Consider the following 25592-nt stretch of genomic DNA (forward strand, 5'->3'; position numbering starts at 1 on the left):
TGCATGACTGATACAGCTCTAGCCGGAGCGTCCGCGGACTCCGCTGCCACCAAGCGCCCCGCCCGCCCGTCCCGTCCTGCTGCGAAGCCGCACGGGCAGTGGAAGGTGGACGGCAAGACGCCCCTGAATGCCAACGAAACCTGGAAACAGGAAGACGACGGCCTGAACGTGCGCGAGCGTATCGAGACCATCTACGCCAAAGAGGGCTTCGACGCGATCCCCGGCCAGGACCTGCACGGCCGGTTCCGCTGGTGGGGCCTGTACACCCAGCGCAAGCCCGGGATCGACGGCGGCAAGACCGCAACGCTTGAGCCGCACGAGCTCGAGGACAAGTACTTCATGCTGCGCGTGCGGATCGACGGCGGCGCCCTGACCACCGAGCAGCTGCGCGTCATCGGCCAGATCTCCGTGGACTTCGCCCGCGACTCCGCCGACCTCACCGACCGCCAGAACATCCAGCTGCACTGGATCCGCGTGGAGGACATCCCCGAGATCTGGAACCGCTTGGAAGGCGTGGGCCTGTCCACCACCGAGGCCTGCGGCGACGTTCCCCGCGTCATCCTGGGCTCGCCCGTGGCGGGCATCGCCAAGGACGAGATCGTCGACCCCACCCCGCTCATCGAGGAGCTGGGGGAGCGGTTCATCGGCAACCCGCTGCTGTCCAACCTCCCGCGCAAGTACAAGACCGCCATCACCGGCCACCCCAGCCAGGACGTGGTGCACGAGATCAACGACTGCGCCCTGGTTGGTGTGAAGCACCCCGAATTCGGCGCCGGCTACGACCTGTGGGTGGGTGGCGCGCTGTCCACCAACCCGATGCTCGGCAAGCGCCTGGGCGCGTTCGTGAAGCCGGAGCAGGCCGCGGACGTGTGGCTGGGCGTCACCAGCATCTTCCGTGACTACGGCTACCGCCGCATGCGCACCAAGGCCCGCCTGAAGTTCCTGCTGGCTGACTGGGGTCCGGAGAAGTTCCGCCAGATCCTCGAGGACGAATACCTGGGCTACAAGCTGGCCGACGGTCCCGCCGCGCCCAAGCCCACCGCACCGGGCGACCACATCGGCGTGCACGAGCAGAAGGACGGCAAGTTCTTCATCGGCGCCACCCCGCTGGCCGGCCGGCTGTCCGGTGCCCAGCTGGTCAAGCTCGCGGACACCCTTGAGGCCCGCGGCTCCCGGCGCCTGCGCACCACCCCGCACCAGAAGCTGGTGGTCCTGGACGTCGAGAAGGAACAGGTTGAGCCCCTGGTGGCTGAACTGGACGCCCTGGGCCTGTCCGCCCGCCCGTCCGTGTTCCGCCGCGGCACCATCGCCTGCACCGGCATCGAGTACTGCAAGCTGGCCATTGTGGAGACCAAGCACACCGCCGCCACGGCCGTGGCCGAGCTGGAGCGCCGCCTGGCCGACCTCGCCGAATCCGGCGAGCTGCCGCAGGCACTTTCGCTGCACATCAACGGCTGCCCCAATTCCTGCGCCCGCATCCAGACGGCGGACATCGGCCTGAAGGGCATGATGCTGCCAACGCCCGACGGCGACCCCTCCCCGGGTTTCCAGGTCCACCTGGGCGGCGGGCTGGCTTCCAACGACCGCGAGGAAGCAGGGCTGGGACGCACCGTCCGCGGCCTGAAGGTGTACGTGGACGACCTGCCCGACTACGTGGAGCGGGTGGTCCGCCGGTTCGTGGCCGACCGTGCCGAAGGCCAGACCTTCGCCGAATGGGCCCACGCAGCAGACGAGGAGGCATTGCAGTAATGGCAAAACACCTGGCACCCGCACCCGCCAAGCGTCCCGTCGAGGAGCTCAAGGCGCTGGCTGAAGCCGGCGCGGCCGAACTCGGCTGGGACGCCCCTGCCCGCGATGTCATCGCCTGGGTGGAGCGCAACTTCGGACTGCCCGCCGTCGCCGTCGCCTGCTCCATGGCCGACGCCGTCCTGCCCGCCCTGGTGGCGGACCAGATGCCAGGCGTCGACGTCCTCTTCCTGGAAACCGGCTACCACTTCCCGGAAACCTACGCCACGCGTGACGAGGTGGCCGCGAACCTCCGCGTCAACGTGGTGGACGTGCTCCCCGAAAACACTGTGGAGCAGCAGGACCGGCTCCTGGGCAAGGACCTCTTTGCCCGCGACGCCGCCCAGTGCTGCGCCCTCCGCAAGGTGGCCCCGCTGCAGCGCACCCTGGCCGGCTACGAGCTCTGGTTCACCGGCGTCCGCCGCGACGAAGCCCCCACCCGGACCAACACGCCGCTGATCGGCTGGGACGAGAAGAACGGCCTGGTCAAGGTCAACCCCATGGCCGCCTGGACATTCGACCAGCTGGTCCAGTACTCCGACGACAACCTCCTGCCCGTCAACCCGCTGCTTTCCCAGGGCTACCCCTCCATTGGCTGCCAGCCCTGCACCCGCAAGGTGGCACCCGGCGAGGACCCCCGTGCCGGCCGCTGGGCAGGAACCGACAAGACAGAATGCGGACTACACGTATGAGCACTTCACTTACCGAGGAGACCCAGGTGACTGACGCCGCCGTATCCACGCGCCTGTCCAGCCTGGACACCCTGGAGTCCGAGGCCATCCACATCATCCGCGAGGTTGTTGCCGAGTTCGAGAAGCCCGCGCTGCTGTTCTCCGGCGGCAAGGACTCCGTGGTGATGCTGCACCTGGCCACCAAGGCGTTCTGGCCCGGCAAGGTGCCGTTCCCCGTGCTGCACGTGGACACCGGCCACAACTTTCCCGAGGTCATCGACTTCCGCGACCGCACCGTTGAGCGGCTGGGCCTGAAGCTCGTGGTGGGCTCCGTCCAGGAGTTCATCGACCGCGGCGAGCTGGCCGAGCGCGCCGACGGCACCCGGAACCCGCTGCAGACCGTCCCCCTGCTGGACGCCATCCAGCAGAACAAGTTCGACGCCGTGTTCGGCGGCGGCCGCCGCGACGAGGACAAGGCCCGCGCCAAGGAGCGCATCCTGAGCCTCCGCGACGAGTTCGGCCAGTGGGACCCGCGCAACCAGCGCCCCGAGTTGTGGAACCTCTACAACGGCCGCCACACCGTGGGCCAGCACGTCCGGGCCTTCCCCATCAGCAACTGGACCGAGCTGGACATCTGGCGCTACATCGAGCGCGAGAACATCGAGCTGCCGGGCCTCTACTACGCCCACGAGCGTGAGGTCTTCGCCCGCGACGGCATGTGGCGCGCGGTGGGCGAAGTGTCCCAGCCCCGCGACGGCGAGGAAGTCATCACCAAGACCGTCCGCTACCGCACAGTGGGGGACATGTCCTGCACCGGCGCTGTGGAATCCAACGCCTACACCGTGTCCGACGTCGTGGTGGAAGTCGCCGCCTCCACCCTGACCGAACGTGGCGCCACCCGCGCAGATGACCGCATCTCCGAGGCCGCCATGGAAGACCGCAAGAAGGACGGGTACTTCTAATGACCACCGAAGCAGTTCTCCCGGCAGACCTGGAAACGGCCCTGCCCACCACGCTCTTCCGCTTCGCCACGGCAGGATCGGTCGACGACGGCAAGTCCACTCTGGTGGGCCGCCTCCTTCACGATTCCAAGGCCATCCTGGCTGACCAGCTCGACGCCGTCGCCCGCACCTCGGCCGACCGCGGTTTCGGCGGCGACAAGGGCGGGATCGACCTGGCCCTGCTGACCGATGGCCTGCGCGCCGAGCGCGAACAGGGCATCACCATCGACGTGGCCTACCGCTACTTCGCCACCGACCAGCGCAGCTTCATCCTGGCCGACTGCCCCGGGCACGTGCAGTACACCAAGAACACGGTGACCGGCGCGTCCACTGCGGATGCCGTCGTCGTGCTCATTGACGCCCGCAAGGGTGTGCTGGAGCAGACCCGCCGGCACCTGTCCGTGCTGCAGCTGCTGCGCGTGGCGCACGTGATCGTGGCCGTGAACAAGATCGACCTGGTGGACTTCAGCGAATCCGTGTTCCGCGGGATCGAAGCCGACGTGCAGCAGGTGGGCCGCGAACTGGGCCTGGGCGCCGACGGCATCAGCGACCTCCTGGTCATCCCGGTCTCCGCTCTCGACGGCGACAACGTGGTGGAGCGCTCCGAGCGCACCCCCTGGTACACCGGCCCCGCACTGCTGGAGGTCCTGGAGACCCTCCCCGCCGCCGATGAACTGGAAAGCCACCTGGAAAGCTTCCGCTTCCCGGTGCAGCTGGTCATCCGGCCGCAGGGCGCCCTGGCCCCCGACGCCGTCGCCGCCGGCCTGGATGTGGAGGCCTTCCGCGACTACCGCGCCTACGCCGGCCAGATCACCGAAGGCTCCGTAAAGGTGGGGGACCAGGTGTCCGTTCTGACACCGGGCCAGTCGCCGCGGACCACCACTGTGGTGGGCATCGACTTTGCCGGGGCTTCCCTGCAGGAGGCCGCCGCCCCGCAGTCGGTGGCCATCCGGCTGGCGGACGAGTTCGACGTCGCACGCGGTGACACCATCGCGGCCGCCGGCACCGTCCGCGAGGCTTCCGCCGACCTGTACGCCGCCCTGTGCTGGCTGTCCCCGAAGCCGCTCCGCGAAGGCCAGAAGGTGCTGGTCAAGCACGGCACCCGGACGGTGCAGGCGATGGTCCGCAGCGTCTCCGGCAAGCTGGACCTGGCCACCTTCAAGCTTGAAGGCGCCTCCAGCCTGGAACTGAACGACATCGGGCACGCGCAGCTCCGGCTCGCCGCCCCGCTGCCGCTGGAGAACTACCTGCACCACCGCCGCACCGGCGCATTCCTGGTGATCGACCCGCTGGACGGCAACACGCTGGCCGCCGGCCTGGTCAAGGACCACCCGGGCGACCACGAGGACGAGCGCTACAGCATCTAGGTACTCCTTTCGAAACCGCGGCTTGTTCGCAGATCCGGACCGTGAAGGTTCTGACGCGCGAACAAGCCGCGGTTTTGCCGTCTCGTAAGGTTGTCAGAGGAGGCGAAAGCATGGAGACCATCAGCCCGAAGCTCCTCAACTGGGCGTCCATCCTGGATGACATGACCCGCGAGCAGGCAGTGATGACCGCGGCCCTGCCGTTCATCTACCCGCACCTGGCGCTGATGCCGGATGCGCACCTGGGCATGGGCGCCACCGTGGGCTCCGTCATCCCCACGCTGCGCGCCATCATTCCGGCCGCGGTTGGCGTGGACATCGGCTGCGGCATGATCGCGGTCCGCACCCAGTACTCCGTGAAGGACCTGCCCAAGGACCGCAAGCGCCTCCGGGAGGACATCGAGCGGGTCATCCCCTTATCGGCAGGGCATAACAACAGGCAGGTCCTTCCCACGGCGCAGCCGCGGATCGCGGAGCTGAAGCAGCGGGCCGCGAAGGCCGGTTTCAACCCTGCCCAGTACGTTCCCAAGTGGGAGCTGCAGCTGGGGTCCCTGGGCTCGGGGAACCACTTCATCGAGGTGTCCGCAGATGAGGACGACGGCGTGTGGCTCTTCCTGCATTCGGGCTCGCGGGGCATCGGCAACAGGATCGCCCAGCACCACATCGGCGTCGCCCGGCTTATCAGCCGCAAGAACCAGATATACCTGCCGCACCCGGACCTCGCGTACCTGGACGAGGGAACCCCGCAGTTCGAGCGGTACATTGCCGAGCTGCGCTGGGCCCAGCACTTCGCCCTGCTGAACCGGGAGGAGATGATGGACCGCGTAAGAACCCAGTTCAGCCACTGGGTGGGCGGGCCGGTCCGCGAACGCGAGCGGATCAACTGCCACCACAACTTCACCGAGCAGGAAACGCACTACGGCAAGTCCGTGTGGGTGTCCCGCAAGGGCGCCATCAAAGCCGCCCCCGGAGATCCCGGACTTATCCCCGGGTCCATGGGGACGGCGTCGTATGTTGTGGTGGGCCGTGGCAACCCGGCGTCGTTGAACTCCTCACCGCACGGGGCGGGGCGTGAGTACTCCCGGAACGCTGCCCGGAAGGCCTTCACGCTGGAGGAGCTGAAGCGGGCCATGCGGGGCATCGAGTTCCGCGCCTCGGAGGCCTTCATTGACGAAATCCCGGCCGCGTACAAGCCGATCGACCAGGTCATGCAGGATGCCGCGGACCTGGTCACGGTGCGGCACAAGCTGCGGCAGCTGGTCAACGTCAAAGGCAACTGAATCTGCGAAACAGGGCAGGAGTGCGGCCAAATGTGACGCTAGATGAACGTGCGTGACCCCCCGTTTCCGCGTCGTTGAACGCGTTTGGGCCACTCCCTATGGTGAAACAATGACTAGTTCCAAGCCCGGGATGACCCGCATCGTGGCAGGCGAAAGCGCGGTTCCCACGCGCAGGCGCGCCGTCGAGGCTGCCTTGGCCATCGGGCTGGTCCTGCTGATCGCCGTCGGCGCCATCGTGGCCTCGAACATTTCCCGCAACAGCGAGGCGCAGGCCGCCGAGCCCACCCCGGCCGCGGAACTGAAGCTGGGCTACTTCGGCAACGTCACCCACGCCGCGGCCCTGGTGGGCATCAAAAAGGGGTTCCTCGCGCACGCCCTGGGCAGCACCAGGCTCAGCACCGAAACCTTCAACGCCGGCCCGGCAGCCATCGAGGCCCTGAATGCCGGTGCCATCGACGCCGCCTACATCGGCCCCAATCCGGCCATCAACTCGTTCGCCAAGAGCCAGGGCCAGTCCGTGCGGGTGATTGCGGGCGCCGCGGCGGGCGGTGCACAGCTGGTGGTCAGGCCCGGGATCAACTCCGCCGCCGACCTCAAGGGCAAGACGCTCGCGTCCCCGCAGCTCGGCGGCACGCAGGACGTGGCCCTCCGGGCCTGGCTCAGCAAGCAGGGCTACAAGACCAACGTGGACGGCAGCGGCGATGTCGCCATCAACCCCACAGACAACGCCCAGTCCCTCAAGCTGTTCCAGGACGGAAAGCTCGACGGCGCGTGGCTGCCTGAGCCGTGGGCCTCACGATTGGTGCTCCAGGCCGGCGCCCAGGTGCTGGTGGACGAAAAGGACCTGTGGGACGGAACCGGCACCGGCAAGCCGGGCGAGTTCCCCACCACCATCCTGATCGTGAACCAGAAGTTCGCCGCGGACCACCCGGACACGGTCAAGGCGCTGCTGAAGGGGAACGCGGAATCGGTAGCGTGGCTCAATTCGGCGCCGGCCGGCCAGAAGGCGGAGCTCATCAACTCCGCCCTGCAGGAAACCGCCGGGGCAGCACTGCCGGGAGATGTCCTTACCAGGTCGCTGGCCAACATCACCTTCACCCTGGACCCCCTGGCCGGCAGCTACTCCAAGCTCCTCCAGGACGGCGTGGAGGCCGGCACCACCAAGAAGGCCGACATCAACGGCCTCTTCGACCTCCGTGCCCTCAACCAGGTCACCGGCGGTACCGACAAGATTTCTGCGGCCGGACTCGGCCAGGACTGACCCACCCCCACTACCTAAGGACGGCACCATGCCAGTCGTACTGGAACACCTGGGCAAGCGCTTCGGCGACGGCGCCCCGGTACTGGACGACGTCAACGCCAACATCAAGCAGGGCGAGTTCGTTGCCCTCCTCGGTGCCTCCGGCTGCGGCAAATCCACCCTCCTGAACATCATCGCGGGACTCGAAGCGCCGACGTCGGGCGCCCTGGAAGTACCTAGCGACGGCGCCGCCTTCATGTTCCAGGACGCCGCCCTCTTCCCGTGGCTCACCGCCCGGGAAAACATCGAGCTGGCCCTCAAGCTCCGCGGGGTGGGCAAGGCCGAGCGCAAGGCCAAGGCCCAGGAGCTCCTGGAACTGGTGCACCTGGGGACGGCGGGGGACAAGCGCCCGCACGAGCTCTCCGGCGGCATGCGGCAGCGCGTCTCGCTGGCACGTTCGCTGGCCCAGGACCGGCAGCTGCTGCTCATGGACGAGCCGTTCGCCGCGCTGGACGCAATCACCCGCGACCTGCTGCACGACGAGCTGGAACGCATCTGGAAGGAAACCGGGCGCACCATCGTCTTCGTCACCCACAACGTCCGCGAGGCCGTCCGGCTGGGCCAGCGCGTCCTGCTGCTGTCCTCGCGCCCCGGCCGCGTGGTCCAGGAATGGGCCGTCACCGAGGAACACCGAACCGACGCCGGGCTCGCCGGCCAGCTGACCGGGGTCATCACCGCCCGGCTGCGGGAGGAGATTCGCCGCCATGCCAAGTAAGTCCCTGTCCGGCTCCGCGCCGGTGGTTGAGCCCGACGAAACCAAAACCCGCGAGCCAGTCCATGCCGCCCTGACCCGGACGTCCACCGGCAACGAGGACCTCCGGGAGCTGGAATCCGGCCTTGACTCGCTGCAGTCCGACGCCGACCGCAAACACCGGATCGACTGGAGCCGCATCCTCCTGCCCGTAGCCGCGCTGCTGGTGCTGGTGCTGGTCTGGCAGTTCTACGTGTCCCTGGGCGTCAAACGGCGCGACCTGGTTCCCGGGCCGCTGGACGTCCTTGGCCAGCTGGGCGTTCTCTGGGGCGACGGCAAGTTCCAGGAATCAGTCTGGACGTCGCTGCAGCGCGGCGTGGTGGGCTTCCTGATTTCGGTGGCCATCGCCACGCCGGTCGGCCTGCTGCTGGCCCAGGTGGCACCGTTGCGGCGCGCGTTTGGACCGCTCATTTCGGGACTGCAGGTCCTGCCCTCCGTGGCGTGGGTCCCCGCGGCCATCATCTGGTTCGGCCTTACTGACGCCACCGTGTACTTCGTGGTGTTCATGGGGGCCATCCCGTCCATCATCAACGGGCTCATCTCCGGTGTGGACCAGATCCCGCCGCAGTACCGCCGGGTGGGCACGGTGCTTGGCGCGTCCCGGCTGCAGATGGCCCTGCAGATTGTCCTCCCGGCCGCGCTGCCGGGCTACCTGGGCGGCCTCAAACAGGGCTGGGCCTTCTCCTGGCGCTCCCTCATGGCCGCGGAGATCATCGCTGTGGGCGGCACCATCGGCTTCGGCCTGGGGTCGCTGCTGGACCAGGGCCGGACCCTGTCCGACATGGGCGTGGTCATGGCCGCCATCCTGCTGATCCTCGCGGTCGGCATCCTGATTGAGCTTCTGGTGTTCGGCCCCATCGAGAAGCGCCTCCTGCGCCGCCGCGGCCTCCTGGCCGGCAGCACCCGCTAAGTCAGCCCGCACCCAGGCACCTGAGAGCCCGAAGGCGAGTCCCGCCGTCGGGCTCTCTGCTGTCCTGTGCCCTGACTGTCCTGTGCCCTGACTGTTCTGCGCCCTGCTGTCCTGGGCCCTGACTGTCCTGTGCCCTGACCTGACGGAACCGGGGCACTTTGACACGGACACGCCGGGTTTCAGGGCCGGTTCGACGCCGGAACGCGCCAAAGTGCCCCGCGACCGCCGGCGCCCACCAGGACGGGCCGTGGCAGACTGGCGCCATGACCGCCAGCTTCGAGTGCCGCACCGCGTCCCCGCTCCCCGTGGAGCAGCTCTTCGACCGGGCGCGCAGCATTGACATCCACTTGGAGTCGCAGCGGACAGCGGGCGAGCGGGCGGTGGGAGGGGTGACAACCGGGCTTATCGGGGAAGGCCAGGAAGTAACGTGGCGAGCCAGGCACCTCGGCATACCGCTCACCATGACCAGCCGCATTACCGCCTTCGATTACCCGCGCAGTTTTACCGACGAACAGGTCAAGGGCCCCTTCAAGGCCTTCCGGCACGTCCACGAATTCGCGCCTACTGCCACGGGAAGCCTGATGGTTGACCGGGTGGAGTTCACCGCCCCGCTGGGGGTCCTGGGCCGCGCCGTCGAGCGCCTGTTCCTGGCCCGGTACCTGGAGCGCCTCATCGTCCGCAGGGGCAGGTTCCTCGCCGCTGCGGCTAAACGTTTGTGACGCAGCATTACCTTACGTGAACTGGTGTTGCTCGGTCTTTGTGGGCGAATGTGACGCGGACCTACCGTTGATTCATGGCAATTCAGGACATTTACCCCACGGCGCTGCGGCTGCTCGGCCGCCCGGTGCTGGTGGTGGGCGGCGGCCCCGTTGCCGCCCGCCGCGCCAAGGGGCTGCTCGACGCAGGGGCCGTGGTCACCGTCGTGGCTCCGGTTGCCTCGCCCGCGCTGCTGGAGATGGCCGGCGCCGGCCTGCTCACCTGGGAAGCGCGGCCCTACCTTTCCAGCGACGTCGACGGCGTGTGGTTCGTCCAGACCGCCACCGGCGATTCCGCCGTGGACGCCCAGGTGTCGGCCGACGCCGAGGCACAGCGCGTTTGGTGCGTCAACGCCTCCAACCATGAAGCTTCCGCCGCCTGGACTCCCGCCGTTGCGGAGGTGGACGACGTCAAGATCGCCATCAACGCCGGCGGCGACCCGCGGCGGGCCATGGCCGTGCGCGATGCCGTGGCCACCGCCCTCGAAACCGGCGACCTGCCGCTGCGCCGCCGCCGCGCACACCAGGGATCCGTCGCGCTGGTTGGCGGCGGTCCCGGCGATACGGGCCTCATCACGGTCCGCGGCCGCCGGCTCCTGGGCCAGGCCGACGTCGTGGTCGCCGACCGCCTGGGCCCCCGCGGACTGCTCAACGAACTCGCCCCGGACGTCCGGATCATCGAAGTCGGCAAGACCCCCGGCCACCACCCCGTTCCGCAGGCTGGGATCAACCGGATCCTCGTCGAGGAAGCCCTCAAGGGACACCGCGTTGTCCGGCTCAAGGGCGGGGACCCCTACGTGCTGGGCCGCGGCGGCGAGGAAGCCGAATACTGCCGCCAGCACGGCGTCGAGGTTGAAGTGGTCTCCGGCGTCACCTCGGCAATCTCCGTTCCCGCAGCAGCCGGCATTCCCGTCACCCACCGCGGCCTGGCCAAGGGCTTCAGCGTGGTCACCGGCCACGAGGAACTCTCCGAGGTACCCGCCCGTCCGGACCACACGATCGTCCTGCTCATGGGCGTGGGCCAGCTGCGCGAATCCGCGTCCGCGCTGGGCGAAGCCGGCCTGCCGCAGGACACTCCGGTTGGTATCGTGGAAAACGGCTATTTGCCGGACCAGCGCGTCACCATTGGCACGCTCGGTTCCATCGCCGACCAGGCCCAGGCGGCCGGCGTCGCAAATCCTGCCGTGATTGTCATCGGTGACGTGGTGCGCGTGAGCCCCTTCGCGCCGTCGCACTTCAAAACCGCTGACTACAGCACCACCACCCCGAACAGCCCCCGCAAGACCGTCCCCACCACCTAGCCCCACCCAACTGACTGGCAGTTGTTGTCGTTCTGAGCCGTCAAAACGACAACAAATGCGAGCCAGTTGGGCCGGAACGAAGAAAAGGAACACAGCCGTGTCATCCAGCACCACCGTAGGAACTGCTGCGCGTCCGCTGCGCGTCGCCGTCGTGGGCTCCGGCCCGGCCGGCGTCTACGCCGCTGACATCCTCACCAAGAGCGAAGCCGTCAAAAGCGGCGAGCTGACCGTCAGCATCGACCTCTTTGACCGCTACCCGGCACCCTACGGCCTCATCCGCTACGGCGTGGCCCCGGACCACCCCCGCATCAAGGGCATCGTGAACGCCCTGCACAAGGTGCTGGACCGCGGCGACATCCGCTTCTTCGGCAACGTGGACTACGGCACGGACCTCACCATCGAGGACCTCCGGACCCACTACGACGCCGTCATCTTCGCCACCGGCGCCATCAAGGACGCGGACCTGAACATCCCCGGCATCGAGCTGGAGGGCTCGTTCGGCGGCGCCGACTTCGTCTCCTGGTACGACGGCCACCCCGATGTCCCGCGCGAATGGCCGCTCGAGGCCAAGGAAATCGCGGTGATCGGCAACGGCAACGTGGCCCTGGACGTGGCCCGCGTGCTGTCCAAGCATGCCGACGACCTCCTCACCACCGAGATCCCGGACAACGTCTACGCGGGCTTGAAGGCTTCCCCGGTCACCGACGTGCACGTCTTCGGCCGCCGCGGACCCGCCCAGGTCAAGTTCACCCCGCTGGAGCTGCGCGAGCTGTCCCACTCCAAGGGCGTGGACATCATCCTGTACCCGGAGGACTTCGAGTTCGACGAGGAATCGGACCGCCAGATCCAGACCAACAACCAGACCAAGACCATGGTGGGCACCCTCACCAACTGGATTGCCGAGCAGCCCGAGGACGTCTCCGAGCTCAAGGCGTCCCGCCGCCTGCACCTGCACTTCCTGCACAGCCCGGTGGAGATCTATGACGACGCCGAGACCCCGGGCAAGGTGGCCGGCATCAAGTTTGAGCGCACCGAGCTGGACGGCACCGGCAACGCCCGCGGCACCGGCGAGTACGTGGACTACCCGGTCCAGGCCGTCTACCGCGCCATCGGCTACTTTGGTTCCGCCCTCCCGGACGTGGAGTTCGACCACAAGAAGGGCGTTGTGGTGAACGACGGCGGCCGCGTCCTGGACTCCGACGGCAACCACGTGCCGGGCATCTACGCCACCGGCTGGATCAAGCGCGGGCCGGTCGGCCTCATCGGCCACACCAAGGGCGACGCCCTGGAGACCGTCACCTACCTGCTGGAAGACCGCGAAAACCTTCCCGTCGCTTCGGCACCGGAGGAGGACGCCGTCACCGAACTCCTCGACGCACGCGGCGTGAAGTTCACCAGCTGGGAAGGCTGGCTGGCGCTGGACGCGCACGAACTCGCACTGGGTGCAGCTGCCACTGAGGCCGGGGGATCGCACGGCGTGGAGGTCAAGCGTGAGCGCATCAAGGTGGTGCCGCGCGAGGACATGGTGGACATCTCCCGCGACGGTGTGGCCGCGCAGGTCTAACGCACGGATTCAACGCACCATCAGACAGGAACCGCGGGGCCATTGGTCCCGCGGTTCCTGCTTTAATATGCCCTAATCCTGTTGCTTACCAGCGCCGCCAACGGCCATCAGCTCCAGGCGCCGCAGGGTCTCCCGGTTCCGCGCCGAAATCAACGGGTCCCGCAGGAATTTCGGCATCAGCCTGCCGGGCCCGCGGATGGCATCCTCGGCGATGGTCACCAGGCACTGGTCGCCCCGGTCCTCCAGCGTGATCTCCACCTTGGCCTCGCCCATCGGCCAGCCCCGCGCCACCAGTTCCAGCGAGCGGCCTGGCTCGACGGCCGCCACGCTGGTGCTGTCATCAATCACCAGCGGCCAGGCGCCCACGGAGTGGTGCAGCCGGGAACCCTGCCGGGGCCATTCGGCGTCCACGTCCCTGATCCGGGATGCGCCCACCACCCAGCCGGAATACAGCCAGCCGTCGGCGATGACCCGCCAGACGTCGGCCGCGGGGGAGGTGAACAGCTGCGAGACGGTGGACATGGAGTTCCTTCCGGTTCCGGTCATGCTTTGGTGGGGTGCTTCGGCGGACCCCGCCGGGTGTCCGGGGTCCTTCAAGTGTCCGACGGCGGGAGGTGCGGGCCGCCGTGCGGCCCGGTAGGACGGCTTCCGCAGGCGGCGGGTCCAGGCGTACGTCCGGGCGCCCGGCGGCTGGTTCTCAAGGGGGTCGAAACGCAGCGGGATGTCCGCGGGGTCCGCACCCGCGTTCAGCCGCAGTTCACCGCACGCCCGCCACGGCCCTCCGGGTCTGGCCCAGGACAGTCCCAGCACCCATTCGCCGGAGGCCGGCGACCCCGAAGGCAGGTTCAGCGTCCGCAGTCCCAACAGCACCGGGCCCGTCCGGCCGCGGTACGGCATCAGCGTGGTCAGGGTGGCTCCCGCAATGTCCAGCCGCGGCATCAGGAGGAACCTGCCCGGCAGTCCCCAGCCGGTGGAGGCAAACAGGACGTCCGCGGGGTTGGTACCGGAGGCAGCGGCAGGGGTCGAGGAACCGGCGGAAGCACTGGTCGGCGAAACCCGGAGCGCCAGGCCCAGGATGTCCGGCAGCGCCTGCGGCAGGCCCAGGGACCGTGAAAAGCGGGCCACCACCTGGTCGGTCCCCGGGGAATCGAGCCAGTCGATGCCGCTGGGCTGCGCGGGGTTGCCGGTCCTGGTGAGCTGTCCGGCCAGGCCCAGGCCCTGGGGGTGGATGGGCCGGTCCGGCCGCGCGAGTTTGAGGAGCCGGAAGAGGGCGGCAAAGGCCTGCCCGGCACTCCCGGTGACGGTGGAAAGAACGCGCGGCTGCTGGGTCATACTTCCTTCCTACCCATAAAGCGGCGGACTACATGCGCCCGAACCGGGCCCGGATCAGCGCGAAGATCCCGTAAGCGATGAAGCCGGCGCCAATGGCCACCAGGAGGGTGGGCCCGAACGGGTGGTGCTGCAGGGCCTTGAGGCTGCCGTCCAGGCCGGTGGATTCCTCGGGCCGGTGCTTGGCCGCGGCGATCACGAACAACAGGCCCGTGAGGTCCAGCGCTATCCCTTTGGCCACATGGCCGGTGACGCCCAGGCTGTCGATAAGCCTGCCGCGCCGGGTGCCGTCGAAGTGGAAAAGCTCCTCCTTGAAGCCGCGACGGATTCCCTTGACGATGAAGTAGATGCCGATGCCCAGGATGGTCAGCCCCAGCGCCACCAGGACCCACGGCCCCAGGGGGTTGGCCATCAAGCTGGCACTGAAGTCCCGGGTGTTGTCTCCCGAGTCGCTGCGCTGGCCCAGGGCGAAGCCCGCGAACGTAAGGCCCACACTGCCGTATGCGATGGCCAGGAATCCCGAGGAGACCAGCTTGGCCAGCCGTTCCTTGCGGGCCAGGCTCCGTGCGCGCAACGTCGCTTCGCTGGCCTGCCACAGGGCAAGGCCCAGGCAGGCCGCCACGCACCCCCACATGACCACGGGTCCCCACGGGTTGTCCGCGAGCTGGGCGATGGCGCCGGTGGGTTCGGCATCGCCCGGATGGCCGAGGGCGATGGCAACGGCGATGGCCCCAACGATGATGTGCAGCACCGCCATGACGGCAAATCCGGTGCGGGCCAGGACGTCCAGGGCCTTGTGGTTGGACGCCTCCTCGACAGCGTCTGCTGCCTGGCTGAGGGTGGAATCGCCGTCGGACATGGTTCAGCCGTTCATGGGCCCTTCGGCCCTCAGCTTCTCCGCGCCCGGTCCCTCCACGTGCACGGTGCAGCGGACCACCAGCTGGCCCGGGGCGTTGTCCAGTTCCACCAGGGAATCGTCCGCGCTGAGGACGGTGAACACCTCGGACCCGGTGACCGCCTCCACGCCCTTGGCTTTGGCGGTTTCCCGCGCATTCCTGAGCGCCTCGCGCTGCAGGCCGTCCACGTAGCCGCCGTCACTTTCACGGGCGGGGTCCCCGAAGGCCCAGCCGAACAATGTTCCTGTTTTTCCCATGGCGACGATATTACGCGGTTGCCCCCGCCCGGGACGGGGTTTCGTAATATTAGTAAGTGTGCTTACCATGGGCGCACCATACCTCGATGGAACAGGCAAGCGAAGTCCGCTGCACAGCGGCAAAACCCGGAACCAGTTCACAACGTTAGGAACGCACATCATGGCAGGAAACCTCATTGCCCGTTCAGTTCACGACCTGACCGCGGCAGCATGGTTTGGCGGATCACTCATGGGCGCCATCGGACTCAACGGCGCGGCGGCCCAGGCCAAGGACCCCGCCGAGCGCACCCGGCTTTCCAGTGCCGGCTGGATGAAGTGGGCGCCGTTCCAGACGGCGGCTTTCGCCTCCCACCTGGTGGCGGACCTCGCCATCGCCTGGGAGAACAAGGGCCGCATCGCCAAGCAGGAGGGCGTGGCCCGCGACACCGTCATCAAGACGGCGGTCACCGTGGTGGGCGCCGCGGTGACCCTGTACTCGGGCATCCTGGGCAAGAAGGTGGAAAAGCTTGCCGGTGAAGGCGCCGAAGGCGCAACGGAGCCGCACGGCGCGGCCTCGGACGAATTGAAGACGGCCCAGCAGCAGCTCAAGCTCCTGCAGTGGGCCATCCCCGGCTTCGCAGCCCTGGTGATCATCCTCGGCGCCAAGCACGGCGAGATGCAGCGGCCCAAGAACGTCTTTGCAGGCCTCCGCGGCGAGTAGGGCGGACACGCAGTAAGAAGCTGACGACGGCGGCCCGGCACGTAAGTGCCGGGCCGCTGCCGTGTCCGGGGTGCTTGGGGCGGAGTCCGCTAGACCGGTTGCGTATTGGCCGGGGGCAGGTCCGGGTTCATGTCCTTCAGGTCCGGGTCCTCGGCTGTCCACACTTGGATGATGGCCCAGGCCACCGCCGCCAGCGGCACGGACAGGACCGCGCCCACGATCCCGGTCAGGATGGTGCCGGCAGTCAATGCCATGAGGATCACCAGGGCATGGAGCTGAAGTGACTTGCCCATGACGACCGGCTGCAGGAGGTCGCCCTCCAGCTGGTTGACCGCGACGACGACGGCCACCACAATGAGGGCCACCACCGGCCCGTTGGCAACAAGCGCCACGAGGGCGGCCAGGATGCCTGCGACCGTTGCCCCCACCAGCGGGATGAAGGCGGTAATGAAGACGATGATGGCCAGCGGAATGGCCAGCGGTACCTGCATGATCAGCAGCGCCGCACCGATGGCCACGGTATCCACCAGGGCCACGATCGCTGTGCCGCGGACGTAGCCGCCCAAAACCTCGAGCGTGCGGCGTCCGGACCGGCGCAGCTTGGCTTCACGCTGGCCGGAGAAGGGGCGGAGGAAGAAGTCCCAGATCTTGGCGCCGTCCTTGAGGAAGAAGAACAGGATGACCACCATGAGGCTGGCCCCGGCAATAAATTCGGTCACCACGGACAGCCCGGTGACCGCGCCGGAGCGGACCTGGCTGCTGGTGGCAAACTGAACCACCGCCTCCCGTGCCTGGTTGAGCTGTTCCTGCTCGATGGGGATGGGCCCCGTCAGCAGGAACTGCTCCAGCTCGTCGAGGCCGGAGGAGGCCTGCGCCGCCAGTTCGCCCCACTGGTTCCGGACGGAGAAATAGATGACGGTGGACACGCCGGCCAGGATCACCAGCAGCGCCACGAACGCCATGCCGGTGGCCAGACCACCCGGTATCCCGCGGCGGCGGAGCATGTTCACGAACGGGCCGATCGCTGCTGCCAGGATCAGGGCGATCAGGGCGGGGATCACCAGGAGCTTGACCTGCATCAGCGCGAAGACGGAGACGGCGACTACCAGCACAACCAGCAGAACCTGGGCTGCGCGGGTGCCTGCCCTGCCCAGGCCGTCAGACCAGAGCGCGCCCGGCGGCCTGGAGCCCGATGCTTTCCCGATGGTGCCTGGGCGCTGACCCTGGCGGGCTGCACCGCCCGGCCGCCCGGCATCGGCATGTGCCCCATCGGCAGCCGCTGCACCGTCCTGCGCCTGCCGGAGGGGCTCGTTGCCCAGCTCTTGATCACTAAGGCGTGTTGATCGCGCCATGGGTACTCCTCATCGTCCGGAGGGTGCCCTGCGCCACGGGATGCGGCGCAGGGCAGAACAACCTTCGTCAGATGGTAAGCCTACTGATGGTTTGGGGGGTGCGGAAACCCCGGAGCGGGCCCTTCCCCGCAGGGTGTGCCGCCGGGACTACTCGGCCAGCCACTCCGCGCAGGAGTTCAGGTTCCGGTTCACCGTGGCGACGGCAGCGTCCTCATCGCGCCGCTCGATCGCAGCGAGCAGCGTCTCGTGGCCGTCCCGCGGAAGCCCGTTGAAGCCGGGCCGGCGCTGCTGTGTGAGGAGATCCTGGTGGAACGCGGTTCCGAAGCTGGCGTAGAGCTCGTGCAGCAGCGGGTTCCCGGACGCCCGGGCGATGCCTTCGTGGAAGTGCCAGTCGGCGTCCGCCCAGGCTTCGACGTCCCCGTTGTTCCAAGCCTGGTCCCGGTTGGCGAGCAGGGCACGCAGGGCCGTGACGTCGTCGTCCGTGGCATTGCGGGCGGCCAGCCGGGCCGCCTGGGTGTCCAGGCCCAGCCGCACCTCAAGGATGTGCTGCTCGGTGTGGTCCTGGTACATCCGCTGCGCGGCGCCGGACATCTCGCTTGTGGCGCGCACATAGGTGCCGTCCCCGCGCCGGACCTCCAGCATGCCGCCGTGGGCAAGGGCCTTGACCGCTTCACGGAGGGTCCCGCGGGAGACGCCGAGCCGGGCCATGAGTTCCGGTTCGGGCGGGATGCGCTGGTTCAGGGCCCACTCGCCGGAGTGGACCATCCCGCGCAGCTTGGCCGTGACTTCGGCGGCGAGCGGCGGCCGGACTGACGGGCTCAGGGACATGGCGTTACTTCCTTCCATCCGCAGCCCGGACCGGAGCTGCCCCTGCGGGCTTTCCGGTCATGGCGCGGCCGGTAATCAGGTGGGATACCACAATCTGTACCAGGGCCAGTGCCAGCAGCAGCACCAGCGGCAGGATCCAGCCGCCCGTGGCGCTGTGCAGCAGGCCCATGCCGAACGGGCCCACCGTGGCCAGCAGGTAACCCGACGACTGGGCCAGCGTGGACAGTGCAGTGGTTTCGGCGGTGCTGGTGCCGCTGCGGCTGATCATGACCATCACCAGCGGGAAGATGCCCAGGCCAAAGCCCAGCAGGACGGCGGGCACGGCCGCCAGCCCCACGGGGAGGACCAGGAGCGCCAGGATTCCCACGGCCATGGTGATGCTCACCAGGTAGAACGCCGGGCGCAGCATCCGCGGGCGGGAGCCGATGGCGATCAGCACCATGCCCGCCGGAACGGAGACCAGCTGCATGAGCCCGAACATCAGTCCGCTGTCCGAGGCGCTCAGGCCCATGGTGGTGAGCATGTAGGGAAACCAGCTGAGCAGGGCGTACGCGAGCAGGGCCTGAAGGGCGAAGATCGCGGTGAGGAGTTGACCTTTGCGGGTCCGCAACAGCGGCCAGGGGGACACGCGCAGGCCCGTGGCCGGGGCGGCGTTGCGGTGCGCGTGCAGTGCCACGGGCAGGAACCCCAGGAAGGCGGCCACGGCAGCGATGCCGACGGCGCCCACCGCGGCGGACGGGGATCCGAGGGCTTGGGCCAGGGGTACGACCAAGACGGAGGTCAGGGTGCCGCCGGTGGTCATGGTCACGGTGTAGACGGCGGTCATGAGCGAGGTGCGGGAGGCGAAGTGCTCGCGGATGAAGGACGGCATGGCCACGTTGCAGATGGCCAGTCCGGACATGCCCACCACGCTGCCGGCCACGAGCATGCCGGTGGCGGGGATGCCGCGCAGCAACAGGCCGCCGGCCAGCAGGGCCAGGGACAGCAGGATGGCTTTCTCCACACCCACCTTGCCGCTGAGCCAGGACGTCGCGGCGCCGGCCACCGCGAAGCAGAGTGTGGGAATCGACGGAATGATGGCCGCCACCAACGCCCCGTAGCCCAGTACCGACTGGAGGTCGTGCAGCAGGGCTGACGCCCCGGTGATGCCCGCGCGGAGGTTCAGCCCGATCAGCACCAACGCAATGACACCGAACACGAGGGCGGAGCGTGGCTTGGCAGGCGCCATGCCGGGTGCCGGCGCGACCGGGGCTGCGGCGGGCGCCTGGATGCTTGCGGGCGGGGAGGCGGGGGGAGTGGCGGACATACACTCCACACTAAAGGTTAGACGTTTGATGTTTGCGCTTTTGTGGCCAACCTCTCCCGGTCCGGCGCCGCTGCAATAGACTGCCAACGGACTGTCGGAGGGCCTGGCGCGGACCAGGTGGTGCGGAAGGACGGCTGTGGAGGCTTCCCAGGGACTCGAGATCGAGAAAAAATACGACGTCGACACTGGCGCCGCAGTGCCTGCATTGGAGCAGGCGGCAGGGGTGGCCCGCACGGGCAAGCCGCATACCGATCTCCTTGAAGCGGTCTACTTCGACACGCCAAAGCATTCCCTCGCCGCCCGGCGCATCACCCTCCGCCGGCGCACGGGCGGGAAGGACGCCGGGTGGCACCTGAAGCTGCCACCCCAGGCCGCCGCCGCAGCCGGGGAAGGCCCGCAGCAACGCACGGAACTGCACGCACCCCTGGGCCGCCCGGACGTGGTCCCGGACGCCCTGCTCACCCACCTGCATGCCTACCTCAGGGGTGCCGTCCCGGTGCCGGTGGTCAGACTGCACACGCGGCGCACCACCTACCCCCTGTACGGTGACGACGGCGTGCACCTCGCCGACCTCGCCGACGACCAGGTCACCGCCGAACGGCTGCAGGATGGGGCCGAAGCCACCCGGCAGCAGTGGCGCGAGTGGGAACTGGAACTGGTCCACGGCGACCCAGGCCTCTTTGGCCCGGTGGAGGAACTGCTTGCCGCTGCCGGCGCCCGCCCCGCAGGCCACGCCTCCAAGCTGGCCCGCGCACTGGGGCCGGGCAAGGCGGCCGGAACGCGGTCCCCCGGCAGCGGGGACGCCGCCGGCCCCGCCGGCGACGAAGGCAGCCCGGCGCTGCTGGCCGGAAAGCGCGCCCCCGCAGCCGCCGTCGTCACCGTGTACGTGGGGGCGCAGATTGAGCAGATCCTTGCCACCGACGCCGCTGTCCGGGGCGAGGAGCCGGAGGCGGTCCATGCCATGCGCTCGGCAACGCGCCGGATCCGCTCGGTCCTGGGCGCCTACGGGAGGCTGTACCGGGCGTCGCCGGTGCGCAAGCTGCGGAGCGAGCTGAAGTGGCTGGGCCAGCTGCTGGGCCGGCCGCGCGACGCTGAAGTCCTGCGGGAGCAGCTCCGCGGAGAGCTGGCCGGGCTGCCGCCCGGGGACGGTGTTGCGGGAGCAACGGCAGGGCTGGAACAGCGCACGGCCGCCGATTACGACGACGTGTACCGGCTCCTGCGCGAAGCCCTGGGAACGGAGCGCTACTTCCGGCTCCTGGACAAGCTCGAGGACTTCCGGGACAACCCACCGGTGCGGGCCGAAGCGGTTACGCCCGGCCGGCGGGCGGCGGCAAAGGCGGTGGACAAGGCCGCCAAACGGCTGCGCCGCTCACGCAAGGCTGCCAAGGGGGCACGGCGCGGCAGGGAACAGGAACTTGCCCTCCACCGTGTCCGCAAGGACGCCAAGCGGCTGCGCCACGTGGCCGAATCAGCCGCGCTGGTGCATGGCAAGCGTGCGGGCAAGGTGGCAAAGGCCGCCCGCCGGCAGCAAAAGATCCTGGGCAGGTTCCAGGACGCCGCAGTGGCCCGTGACCTGCTTGCCGGTGTCGCCGCCGACAACACCGACGCGGCCGCCGCAGGCATCTATGCCCACCTGCTCAGCCGGCAGGAAGAACGGATGCTGGCAGCCCGGGCCGGCTTCCGGAAGGCCTGGAAGAAATCCCGCGACCTGTTGGGGCACGGCGTCATCTGACCCGGCAGCAGGGCGCTGCCGGCCCCCTTTTCCGCCTCCCTGCCTACCGGCCCTGGCGGGCCGACAACCGGGCCACGGCCAGGGCGAGCCACAGCTGCACCCGGTCGGCGGTGACGGCGGGGTCGTACCCCGTCAGTTCGGTGATCTGGGCCAGCCGGTAGCGGACGGTGTTGCGGTGCAGCGTGAGCTCCTCCGCCACCGCGGCCACCGAGCCGTTGTTGTTCAGGTAGCTCTCCAGCGTGGCCATCAGCTCAGAGCCGTGTGCGGCATCGAAGGACCGCAGGGGGTTCAGTGATTCGTGGGCCATATCCGCCAGCGGCACATCCTCGCTGGCCAGCAGCAGCGACGTCAGGCTGAGCCGCTCGGGTTCGTTGACGGGCAGGCCGTGGCTGGCGGCGTCCCGGGCCTCGAAGTAGCTCCAGCGCAGGCCGTTCGGCTTGGTGTACGCCCCGCCGATGCCGATCGTGGCGTGGATCCCGGCTTCGGCGAGGTGGTCGCTGAGCTTCCGTGCCAGCGCCGGCGCCCTCCCGCCGTCGTCATTGACCACCAGTACCAGGTCCTTGCCCACGACGGCGGCAACGGCCTTTTCCAGTTCCAGCGGCACCGAGGTGCTCCCCAGGGCCTTGCCATGGGCGGCCGAAACAGCGAGCAGCACCACGTTCTTGCGGGTGCTGTTCACGCCCACGCCGGCCAGGCGGCGCTGCGCCTCGCTGGTCTCCAGCGCGCCGTGGATCACGTCTTCCAGCACCTGGCCGCAGAGGGCACGCTGGGCCTGCCGCTGCTTGACCATGTTGTTCAGCTCCACGCTGATCAGGTTCTGCGCGTAGCCAATGATCCCTGTGTCCTCGAACGGCTGGCGCACCCACAGCGTGCACGCATCGCGCCGCCCGGTAGGGACGGGATAGCTGGACCAGGTCTCCGCCGACGGGCTGGCGGTGCTGCTGTTGTACAGCTGCGCCGTGAACTGCGTGAGCGCGATGTCGGTACGCAGCATGCCCCCCAGGTTCTTCAACAGCTCGGAAAGTCCGCCGCCGGTCAGCAGCGCCCGCGCCAGCACCTGGTGCCCTGCGATCAGCCGTTCCAGCTTGGCGTAGTGGTCCGCCGACTGGGCGTCCGCCACCAGCTTGGTGATGGCAATGAAGGGGGTCTCGTACGGCACCTCCACCACGGGCAGGCCCCAGCGGTTGGCCTCCGCCAGGAGGGCCGGCGGCACCGCCTCATGCGAAAGGCCCACGCCGAAACCGATGCCCACCGCGCCGGCGCGCTGCACCTGGCGGACAAAACGGCGCTGCTCAGGGGCGGAACGCAGCCGCAGGCCGGTGGTGAGGACCAGCTCGCCGCCGTTGAGGAACCGCTGGGGATCCTCCAGCTCCGTGACGGCAACCCAGTTGATGTCCTGGTTCCAGGTAGTCTCCGCCACGCCCGCCTTGGACAGCTTCAGGGAGGACACGCCCACCAGGGCAGCAAGGGAAATGGCCATGAAGCAAGGATAAACGTGAGCTGGGCAACCGCACTAAACCTCTTTGGCAAGGGTGTGCAGGTGGCTATTCACCCCGCTTGGGCGCTGGCATAGGCTCAAGGCAGTTCCATCCATCCGTCGTGGTCTCCGCCCGGCCGCCGATGGCCCTTACGAAAGAGGTTGCACACCGTGGTCCAAACCTTGCAGAACTTCATCAACGGGAAGTTCGTCACCCCCGCCGGCACCACCCTGCTGGACGTGGTCAACCCCACCAACGGCGACGTGGTGGCGCAGGCCCCCGTTTCCGTGCAGGCGGACGTCGATGCCGCCATGGCGGCTGCCAAGGACGCCTTCAGGACCTGGAAGCATGTCACCCCGGGCCAGCGCCAGCGGCTGCTGCTCAAGCTCGCCGACGCCATCGAGGCCAACAGCGACGAGCTCGTCGAAGCCCAGCACCGCAACACCGGCCAGGTCCGCTCCCTGATCGCCTCCGAGGAAGTGGCTGCCGGCGCCGACCAGCTCCGCTTCTTCGCCGGCGCCGCCCGCATCATGGAAGGCAAGTCCGCGGGCGAGTACTTCGAGGGCCACACCTCCTACGTCCGCCGCGAACCCATCGGCGTGGTGGCCCAGGTGGCGCCCTGGAACTACCCGTTCCTGATGGCGATCTGGAAGATCGGCCCCGCGCTCGCGGCCGGCAACACCGTGGTCCTGAAACCGTCGGACACCACCCCCGAATCAACCCTGGTCCTGGCACGCCTGGCCGGCGGCATCTTCCCGGCCGGCGTGCTGAACGTGGTGCTCGGCACCGGCGAAACAGGCGCCATGATGGTGGAGCATAAGGTCCCCGGCCTGGTGTCCATCACCGGTTCCGTGCGCGCCGGCATCGCCGTTGCCTCCGGTGCCGCAAAGGGCCTGAAGCGTGCACACCTTGAGCTCGGCGGCAAGGCGCCGGCCATCGTGTTCAAGGACGCCGACATCAAGAAGAGCGCCGCGGCCATCGCCGAGTTCGCCTTCTTCAACGCCGGCCAGGACTGCACCGCCATCACCCGCGTGCTGGTGGAGGAGTCCGTGCACGACGACGTCGTGGCCGCCATGGTGGAGCACACCAGGACCCTGCACACCGGCTCGCAGAACGACGAAGACAACTACTTCGGCCCCCTGAACAACGTGAACCACTTCAACGCCGTCACGTCGGTGGTGGAGAACCTGCCGGCCAACTGCCGGATCGAAACCGGCGGCCACCGCGCGGGGGAGAAGGGCTACTTCTTCGAACCCACCATCATCACCGGAGCAAAGCAGACCGACGACGTGGTGCAGAAGGAAACCTTCGGCCCGGTCATCACGGTGCAGAAGTTCAGCACCGAAGAAGAGGCAGTGGCCATGGCCAATGACGTGGACTACGCCCTGGCCTCCAGTGTCTGGACCACCAACCACGGCACCGCCATGCGGCTGAGCCGCGACCTGGACTTCGGCGCCGTCTGGATCAACACCCACATCCTGCTCACCGCCGAAATGCCGCACGGCGGCTTCAAGCAGTCCGGCTACGGCAAGGACCTCTCCATGTACGGCGTGGAGGACTACACGCGCATCAAGCACGTGATGTCCGCCCTCGACGCGTAAAACCACCCACCGCCAGGCTTCAAAGAAAGGCCTTCCCATGACCACCACCGCATCAGACATCACCTACCGCCTGGAGCAGAAGCGCAACGTCCAGGCCGACTTCCCGGGCCCCAAGTCCGTGGCACTGACCGAACGCCGCAAGTCCGTGGTGGCTGCCGGCGTCGCCTCCAGCGTCCCGGTCTACGTTGCAGACGCCGACGGCGGCATCATCCACGACGTCGACGGCAACTCCTTCATCGACCTCGGCTCGGGCATCGCCGTGACCAGCGTGGGAGCGTCCGATCCCGCCGTCGTCGGCGCCGTCAAGGAAGCGGTGGAGCACTTCACCCACACCTGCTTCATGGTCACCCCGTACGAAGGCTACGTGGCGGTCGCCGAGCAGCTGAACCGCCTCACCCCGGGCGACCACGAAAAGCGCACCGTCCTCTTCAACTCCGGCGCGGAAGCAGTGGAAAACGCCGTCAAGGTGGCCCGCCTGGCAACCGGCCGGGACGCCGTCGTCGCCTTTGACCACGCCTACCACGGCCGCACCAACCTGACCATGGCGCTGACCGCCAAGGCCATGCCGTACAAGACCAACTTCGGACCGTTCGCTCCCGAGGTCTACCGCATGCCCATGAGCTACCCGTACCGCGAGGAAAACCCCTCCATCACCGGTGCCGAGGCCGCCAAGCGTGCCATCACCATGATCGAGAAGCAGATCGGCGGCGACCAGGTGGCCGCGATCATCATCGAGCCCATCCAGGGCGAGGGCGGCTTCATCGTTCCCGCCGAGGGGTTCCTGCCCGCGCTGGCCGCCTGGGCCAAGGAAAAGGGCATCGTCTTCATCGCGGACGAGGTCCAGTCCGGCTTCTGCCGCACGGGCGAATGGTTCGCAGTGAACCACGAGGGCGTCGTCCCGGACATCATCACCATGGCCAAGGGCATCGCCGGCGGCATGCCGCTGTCCGCCATCACCGGCCGCGCCGACCTGCTGGACGCCGTCCACCCCGGCGGCCTGGGCGGCACCTACGGCGGCAACCCGGTGGCCTGCGCCGCGGCGCTGGCCTCCATCGGCTCCATGGAGGAGTACGACCTGAACGGCCGTGCCCGCCACATCGAGGAACTCGCGCTGGGCCGGCTCCGCGGCCTGCAGACTGAACTGGCCGGCTCCGGCACCGCCGTGATCGGCGACGTCCGCGGCCGCGGCGCCATGCTCGCCGTCGAACTTGTCCAGGCAGGGTCCAAGGAGCCGAACCCGGAACTGACCAAGGCTGTTGCCGCCGCCTGCCTCAAGGAAGGCGTCATCATCCTCACCTGCGGCACCTACGGCAACGTCATCCGCCTGCTGCCGCCGCTGGTCATCACCGACGAACTGCTGAACGACGGCCTGGATGTCCTCGCCGCCGCCATCAAGGCCAACGCCTAACCGGAACGACTCCCTCCGGCAAC

22 protein-coding genes are annotated in these 25592 nt (G+C 68.5%); 15 read left to right on the forward strand and 7 right to left on the reverse strand.

The window, feature by feature from the left end; translation table 11 throughout:
• Nucleotides 1-3 precede the first annotated feature (3 nt).
• The 11 genes from AC3ANU_RS07480 (at nt 4) to AC3ANU_RS07530 (ending at nt 12682) form a co-directional block, all read left to right on the forward strand.
• Entirely contained in the window at nt 4-1749 is a 1746-nt protein-coding gene (locus tag AC3ANU_RS07480) for a nitrite/sulfite reductase (RefSeq protein ID WP_488315781.1), read from the forward strand.
• Nucleotides 1749-2477: a phosphoadenylyl-sulfate reductase gene (locus tag AC3ANU_RS07485; protein ID WP_488315782.1), complete on the forward strand. Its 729-nt coding sequence runs from the start codon at nt 1749-1751 to the stop codon at nt 2475-2477. Before AC3ANU_RS07480 ends, AC3ANU_RS07485 begins: the two co-directional genes overlap by 1 nt.
• Nucleotides 2474-3418 carry a sulfate adenylyltransferase subunit CysD gene (gene cysD, locus AC3ANU_RS07490; RefSeq protein ID WP_018769004.1) on the forward strand — a complete coding sequence of 315 codons (945 nt, stop codon included), beginning with the start codon at nt 2474-2476 and terminating at the stop codon, nt 3416-3418. Before AC3ANU_RS07485 ends, cysD begins: the two co-directional genes overlap by 4 nt.
• On the forward strand, nt 3418-4824 hold the full coding sequence (locus AC3ANU_RS07495; RefSeq protein WP_488315783.1) for a sulfate adenylyltransferase subunit 1: 1407 nt from the start codon (nt 3418-3420) through the stop codon (nt 4822-4824). Before cysD ends, AC3ANU_RS07495 begins: the two co-directional genes overlap by 1 nt.
• 110 nt (nt 4825-4934) lie before the next feature.
• Nucleotides 4935-6101, forward strand: coding sequence for an RtcB family protein (locus tag AC3ANU_RS07500; RefSeq protein ID WP_488315784.1), 1167 nt, complete (start codon nt 4935-4937; stop codon nt 6099-6101).
• 130 nt (nt 6102-6231) lie between these two features.
• On the forward strand, nt 6232-7362 hold the full coding sequence (locus tag AC3ANU_RS07505; RefSeq protein WP_018769007.1) for an ABC transporter substrate-binding protein: 1131 nt from the start codon (nt 6232-6234) through the stop codon (nt 7360-7362).
• A gap of 28 nt (nt 7363-7390) precedes the next feature.
• Nucleotides 7391-8116, forward strand: coding sequence for an ABC transporter ATP-binding protein (locus AC3ANU_RS07510; protein ID WP_056393004.1), 726 nt, complete (start codon nt 7391-7393; stop codon nt 8114-8116).
• The gene (locus AC3ANU_RS07515; RefSeq protein WP_018769009.1) at nt 8106-9062 is read left to right on the forward strand and encodes an ABC transporter permease; all 957 of its coding nucleotides are present in this window, start codon (nt 8106-8108) and stop codon (nt 9060-9062) included. Before AC3ANU_RS07510 ends, AC3ANU_RS07515 begins: the two co-directional genes overlap by 11 nt.
• 263 nt (nt 9063-9325) lie before the next feature.
• Nucleotides 9326-9781, forward strand: coding sequence for an SRPBCC family protein (locus AC3ANU_RS07520; protein WP_134163944.1), 456 nt, complete (start codon nt 9326-9328; stop codon nt 9779-9781).
• A gap of 74 nt (nt 9782-9855) precedes the next feature.
• Nucleotides 9856-11118: a uroporphyrinogen-III C-methyltransferase gene (gene cobA, locus AC3ANU_RS07525; protein WP_488315785.1), complete on the forward strand. Its 1263-nt coding sequence runs from the start codon at nt 9856-9858 to the stop codon at nt 11116-11118.
• Between the two features lie 97 nt (nt 11119-11215).
• Nucleotides 11216-12682 (forward strand): FAD-dependent oxidoreductase, encoded by a 1467-nt coding sequence (locus tag AC3ANU_RS07530; protein WP_488315786.1) that lies wholly within the window; start codon nt 11216-11218, stop codon nt 12680-12682.
• Nucleotides 12683-12754: 72 nt separating this feature from the next.
• Here the strand turns inward: AC3ANU_RS07530 and AC3ANU_RS07535 are convergent, their stop codons facing one another.
• Genes AC3ANU_RS07535 through AC3ANU_RS07545 form a run of 3 tightly spaced genes read right to left on the reverse strand, consistent with a single transcriptional unit; the run spans nt 12755 to nt 15164 of the window.
• Nucleotides 12755-14014: an SRPBCC family protein gene (locus AC3ANU_RS07535; RefSeq protein WP_488315787.1), complete on the reverse strand. Its 1260-nt coding sequence runs from the start codon at nt 14012-14014 to the stop codon at nt 12755-12757.
• 28 nt (nt 14015-14042) lie between these two features.
• Complete coding sequence (locus AC3ANU_RS07540; RefSeq protein WP_018769014.1) at nt 14043-14870, reverse strand: DUF1206 domain-containing protein; 828 nt, start codon at nt 14868-14870, stop codon at nt 14043-14045.
• 3 nt (nt 14871-14873) lie between these two features.
• Entirely contained in the window at nt 14874-15164 is a 291-nt protein-coding gene (locus AC3ANU_RS07545) for a hypothetical protein (protein ID WP_026265726.1), read from the reverse strand.
• Between the two features lie 160 nt (nt 15165-15324).
• Here AC3ANU_RS07545 and AC3ANU_RS07550 point away from each other — a divergent pair, with 160 nt between their 5' ends.
• Nucleotides 15325-15864, forward strand: coding sequence for a hypothetical protein (locus AC3ANU_RS07550; RefSeq protein ID WP_018769016.1), 540 nt, complete (start codon nt 15325-15327; stop codon nt 15862-15864).
• A gap of 89 nt (nt 15865-15953) precedes the next feature.
• On the opposite strand, the gene AC3ANU_RS07555 is transcribed toward AC3ANU_RS07550, so the two are convergent.
• The 3 genes from AC3ANU_RS07555 to AC3ANU_RS07565 form a co-directional block, all read right to left on the reverse strand.
• Complete coding sequence (locus AC3ANU_RS07555) at nt 15954-17216, reverse strand: AI-2E family transporter (RefSeq protein WP_488315788.1); 1263 nt, start codon at nt 17214-17216, stop codon at nt 15954-15956.
• Between the two features lie 147 nt (nt 17217-17363).
• Nucleotides 17364-18044 carry a FadR/GntR family transcriptional regulator gene (locus tag AC3ANU_RS07560; RefSeq protein WP_268001779.1) on the reverse strand — a complete coding sequence of 227 codons (681 nt, stop codon included), beginning with the start codon at nt 18042-18044 and terminating at the stop codon, nt 17364-17366.
• A 4-nt stretch (nt 18045-18048) separates the two neighbouring features.
• Complete coding sequence (locus AC3ANU_RS07565) at nt 18049-19350, reverse strand: MFS transporter (RefSeq protein WP_488315789.1); 1302 nt, start codon at nt 19348-19350, stop codon at nt 18049-18051.
• Nucleotides 19351-19486: 136 nt separating this feature from the next.
• Between AC3ANU_RS07565 and AC3ANU_RS07570 the strand changes: the two genes are divergently transcribed.
• Entirely contained in the window at nt 19487-21082 is a 1596-nt protein-coding gene (locus AC3ANU_RS07570) for a CYTH and CHAD domain-containing protein (RefSeq protein ID WP_488315790.1), read from the forward strand.
• A 43-nt stretch (nt 21083-21125) separates the two neighbouring features.
• Here AC3ANU_RS07570 and AC3ANU_RS07575 read toward each other — a convergent pair whose 3' ends face one another.
• The gene (locus AC3ANU_RS07575) at nt 21126-22562 is read right to left on the reverse strand and encodes a PucR family transcriptional regulator (protein ID WP_488315791.1); all 1437 of its coding nucleotides are present in this window, start codon (nt 22560-22562) and stop codon (nt 21126-21128) included.
• A gap of 168 nt (nt 22563-22730) precedes the next feature.
• Between AC3ANU_RS07575 and AC3ANU_RS07580 the strand changes: the two genes are divergently transcribed.
• Both AC3ANU_RS07580 and gabT read left to right on the forward strand, forming a co-directional pair.
• The gene (locus AC3ANU_RS07580; protein WP_488315792.1) at nt 22731-24161 is read left to right on the forward strand and encodes an aminobutyraldehyde dehydrogenase; all 1431 of its coding nucleotides are present in this window, start codon (nt 22731-22733) and stop codon (nt 24159-24161) included.
• Nucleotides 24162-24198: 37 nt separating this feature from the next.
• Nucleotides 24199-25569, forward strand: coding sequence for a 4-aminobutyrate--2-oxoglutarate transaminase (gabT, locus tag AC3ANU_RS07585; RefSeq protein ID WP_018769023.1), 1371 nt, complete (start codon nt 24199-24201; stop codon nt 25567-25569).
• Nucleotides 25570-25592: the final 23 nt, after the last annotated feature.

The organism is Arthrobacter sp. SDR-2R (assembly GCF_057747955.1).

Bases quoted from the DNA above. Each gene is read 5' to 3' on its own strand.
- AC3ANU_RS07480 (WP_488315781.1), top strand. From the start codon at position 4: ATGACTGATACAGCTCTAGCCGGAGCGTCCGCGGACTCCGCTGCCACC.
- AC3ANU_RS07485 (WP_488315782.1), top strand. From the start codon at position 1,749: ATGGCAAAACACCTGGCACCCGCACCCGCCAAGCGTCCCGTCGAGGAG.
- cysD (WP_018769004.1), top strand. From the start codon at position 2,474: ATGAGCACTTCACTTACCGAGGAGACCCAGGTGACTGACGCCGCCGTA.
- AC3ANU_RS07495 (WP_488315783.1), top strand. From the start codon at position 3,418: ATGACCACCGAAGCAGTTCTCCCGGCAGACCTGGAAACGGCCCTGCCC.
- AC3ANU_RS07500 (WP_488315784.1), top strand. From the start codon at position 4,935: ATGGAGACCATCAGCCCGAAGCTCCTCAACTGGGCGTCCATCCTGGAT.
- AC3ANU_RS07505 (WP_018769007.1), top strand. From the start codon at position 6,232: ATGACCCGCATCGTGGCAGGCGAAAGCGCGGTTCCCACGCGCAGGCGC.
- AC3ANU_RS07510 (WP_056393004.1), top strand. From the start codon at position 7,391: ATGCCAGTCGTACTGGAACACCTGGGCAAGCGCTTCGGCGACGGCGCC.
- AC3ANU_RS07515 (WP_018769009.1), top strand. From the start codon at position 8,106: ATGCCAAGTAAGTCCCTGTCCGGCTCCGCGCCGGTGGTTGAGCCCGAC.
- AC3ANU_RS07520 (WP_134163944.1), top strand. From the start codon at position 9,326: ATGACCGCCAGCTTCGAGTGCCGCACCGCGTCCCCGCTCCCCGTGGAG.
- cobA (WP_488315785.1), top strand. From the start codon at position 9,856: ATGGCAATTCAGGACATTTACCCCACGGCGCTGCGGCTGCTCGGCCGC.
- AC3ANU_RS07535 (WP_488315787.1), bottom strand. From the start codon at position 14,014: ATGACCCAGCAGCCGCGCGTTCTTTCCACCGTCACCGGGAGTGCCGGG.
- AC3ANU_RS07540 (WP_018769014.1), bottom strand. From the start codon at position 14,870: ATGTCCGACGGCGATTCCACCCTCAGCCAGGCAGCAGACGCTGTCGAG.
- AC3ANU_RS07545 (WP_026265726.1), bottom strand. From the start codon at position 15,164: ATGGGAAAAACAGGAACATTGTTCGGCTGGGCCTTCGGGGACCCCGCC.
- AC3ANU_RS07550 (WP_018769016.1), top strand. From the start codon at position 15,325: ATGGCAGGAAACCTCATTGCCCGTTCAGTTCACGACCTGACCGCGGCA.
- AC3ANU_RS07555 (WP_488315788.1), bottom strand. From the start codon at position 17,216: ATGGCGCGATCAACACGCCTTAGTGATCAAGAGCTGGGCAACGAGCCC.
- AC3ANU_RS07560 (WP_268001779.1), bottom strand. From the start codon at position 18,044: ATGTCCCTGAGCCCGTCAGTCCGGCCGCCGCTCGCCGCCGAAGTCACG.
- AC3ANU_RS07565 (WP_488315789.1), bottom strand. From the start codon at position 19,350: ATGTCCGCCACTCCCCCCGCCTCCCCGCCCGCAAGCATCCAGGCGCCC.
- AC3ANU_RS07575 (WP_488315791.1), bottom strand. From the start codon at position 22,562: ATGGCCATTTCCCTTGCTGCCCTGGTGGGCGTGTCCTCCCTGAAGCTG.
- gabT (WP_018769023.1), top strand. From the start codon at position 24,199: ATGACCACCACCGCATCAGACATCACCTACCGCCTGGAGCAGAAGCGC.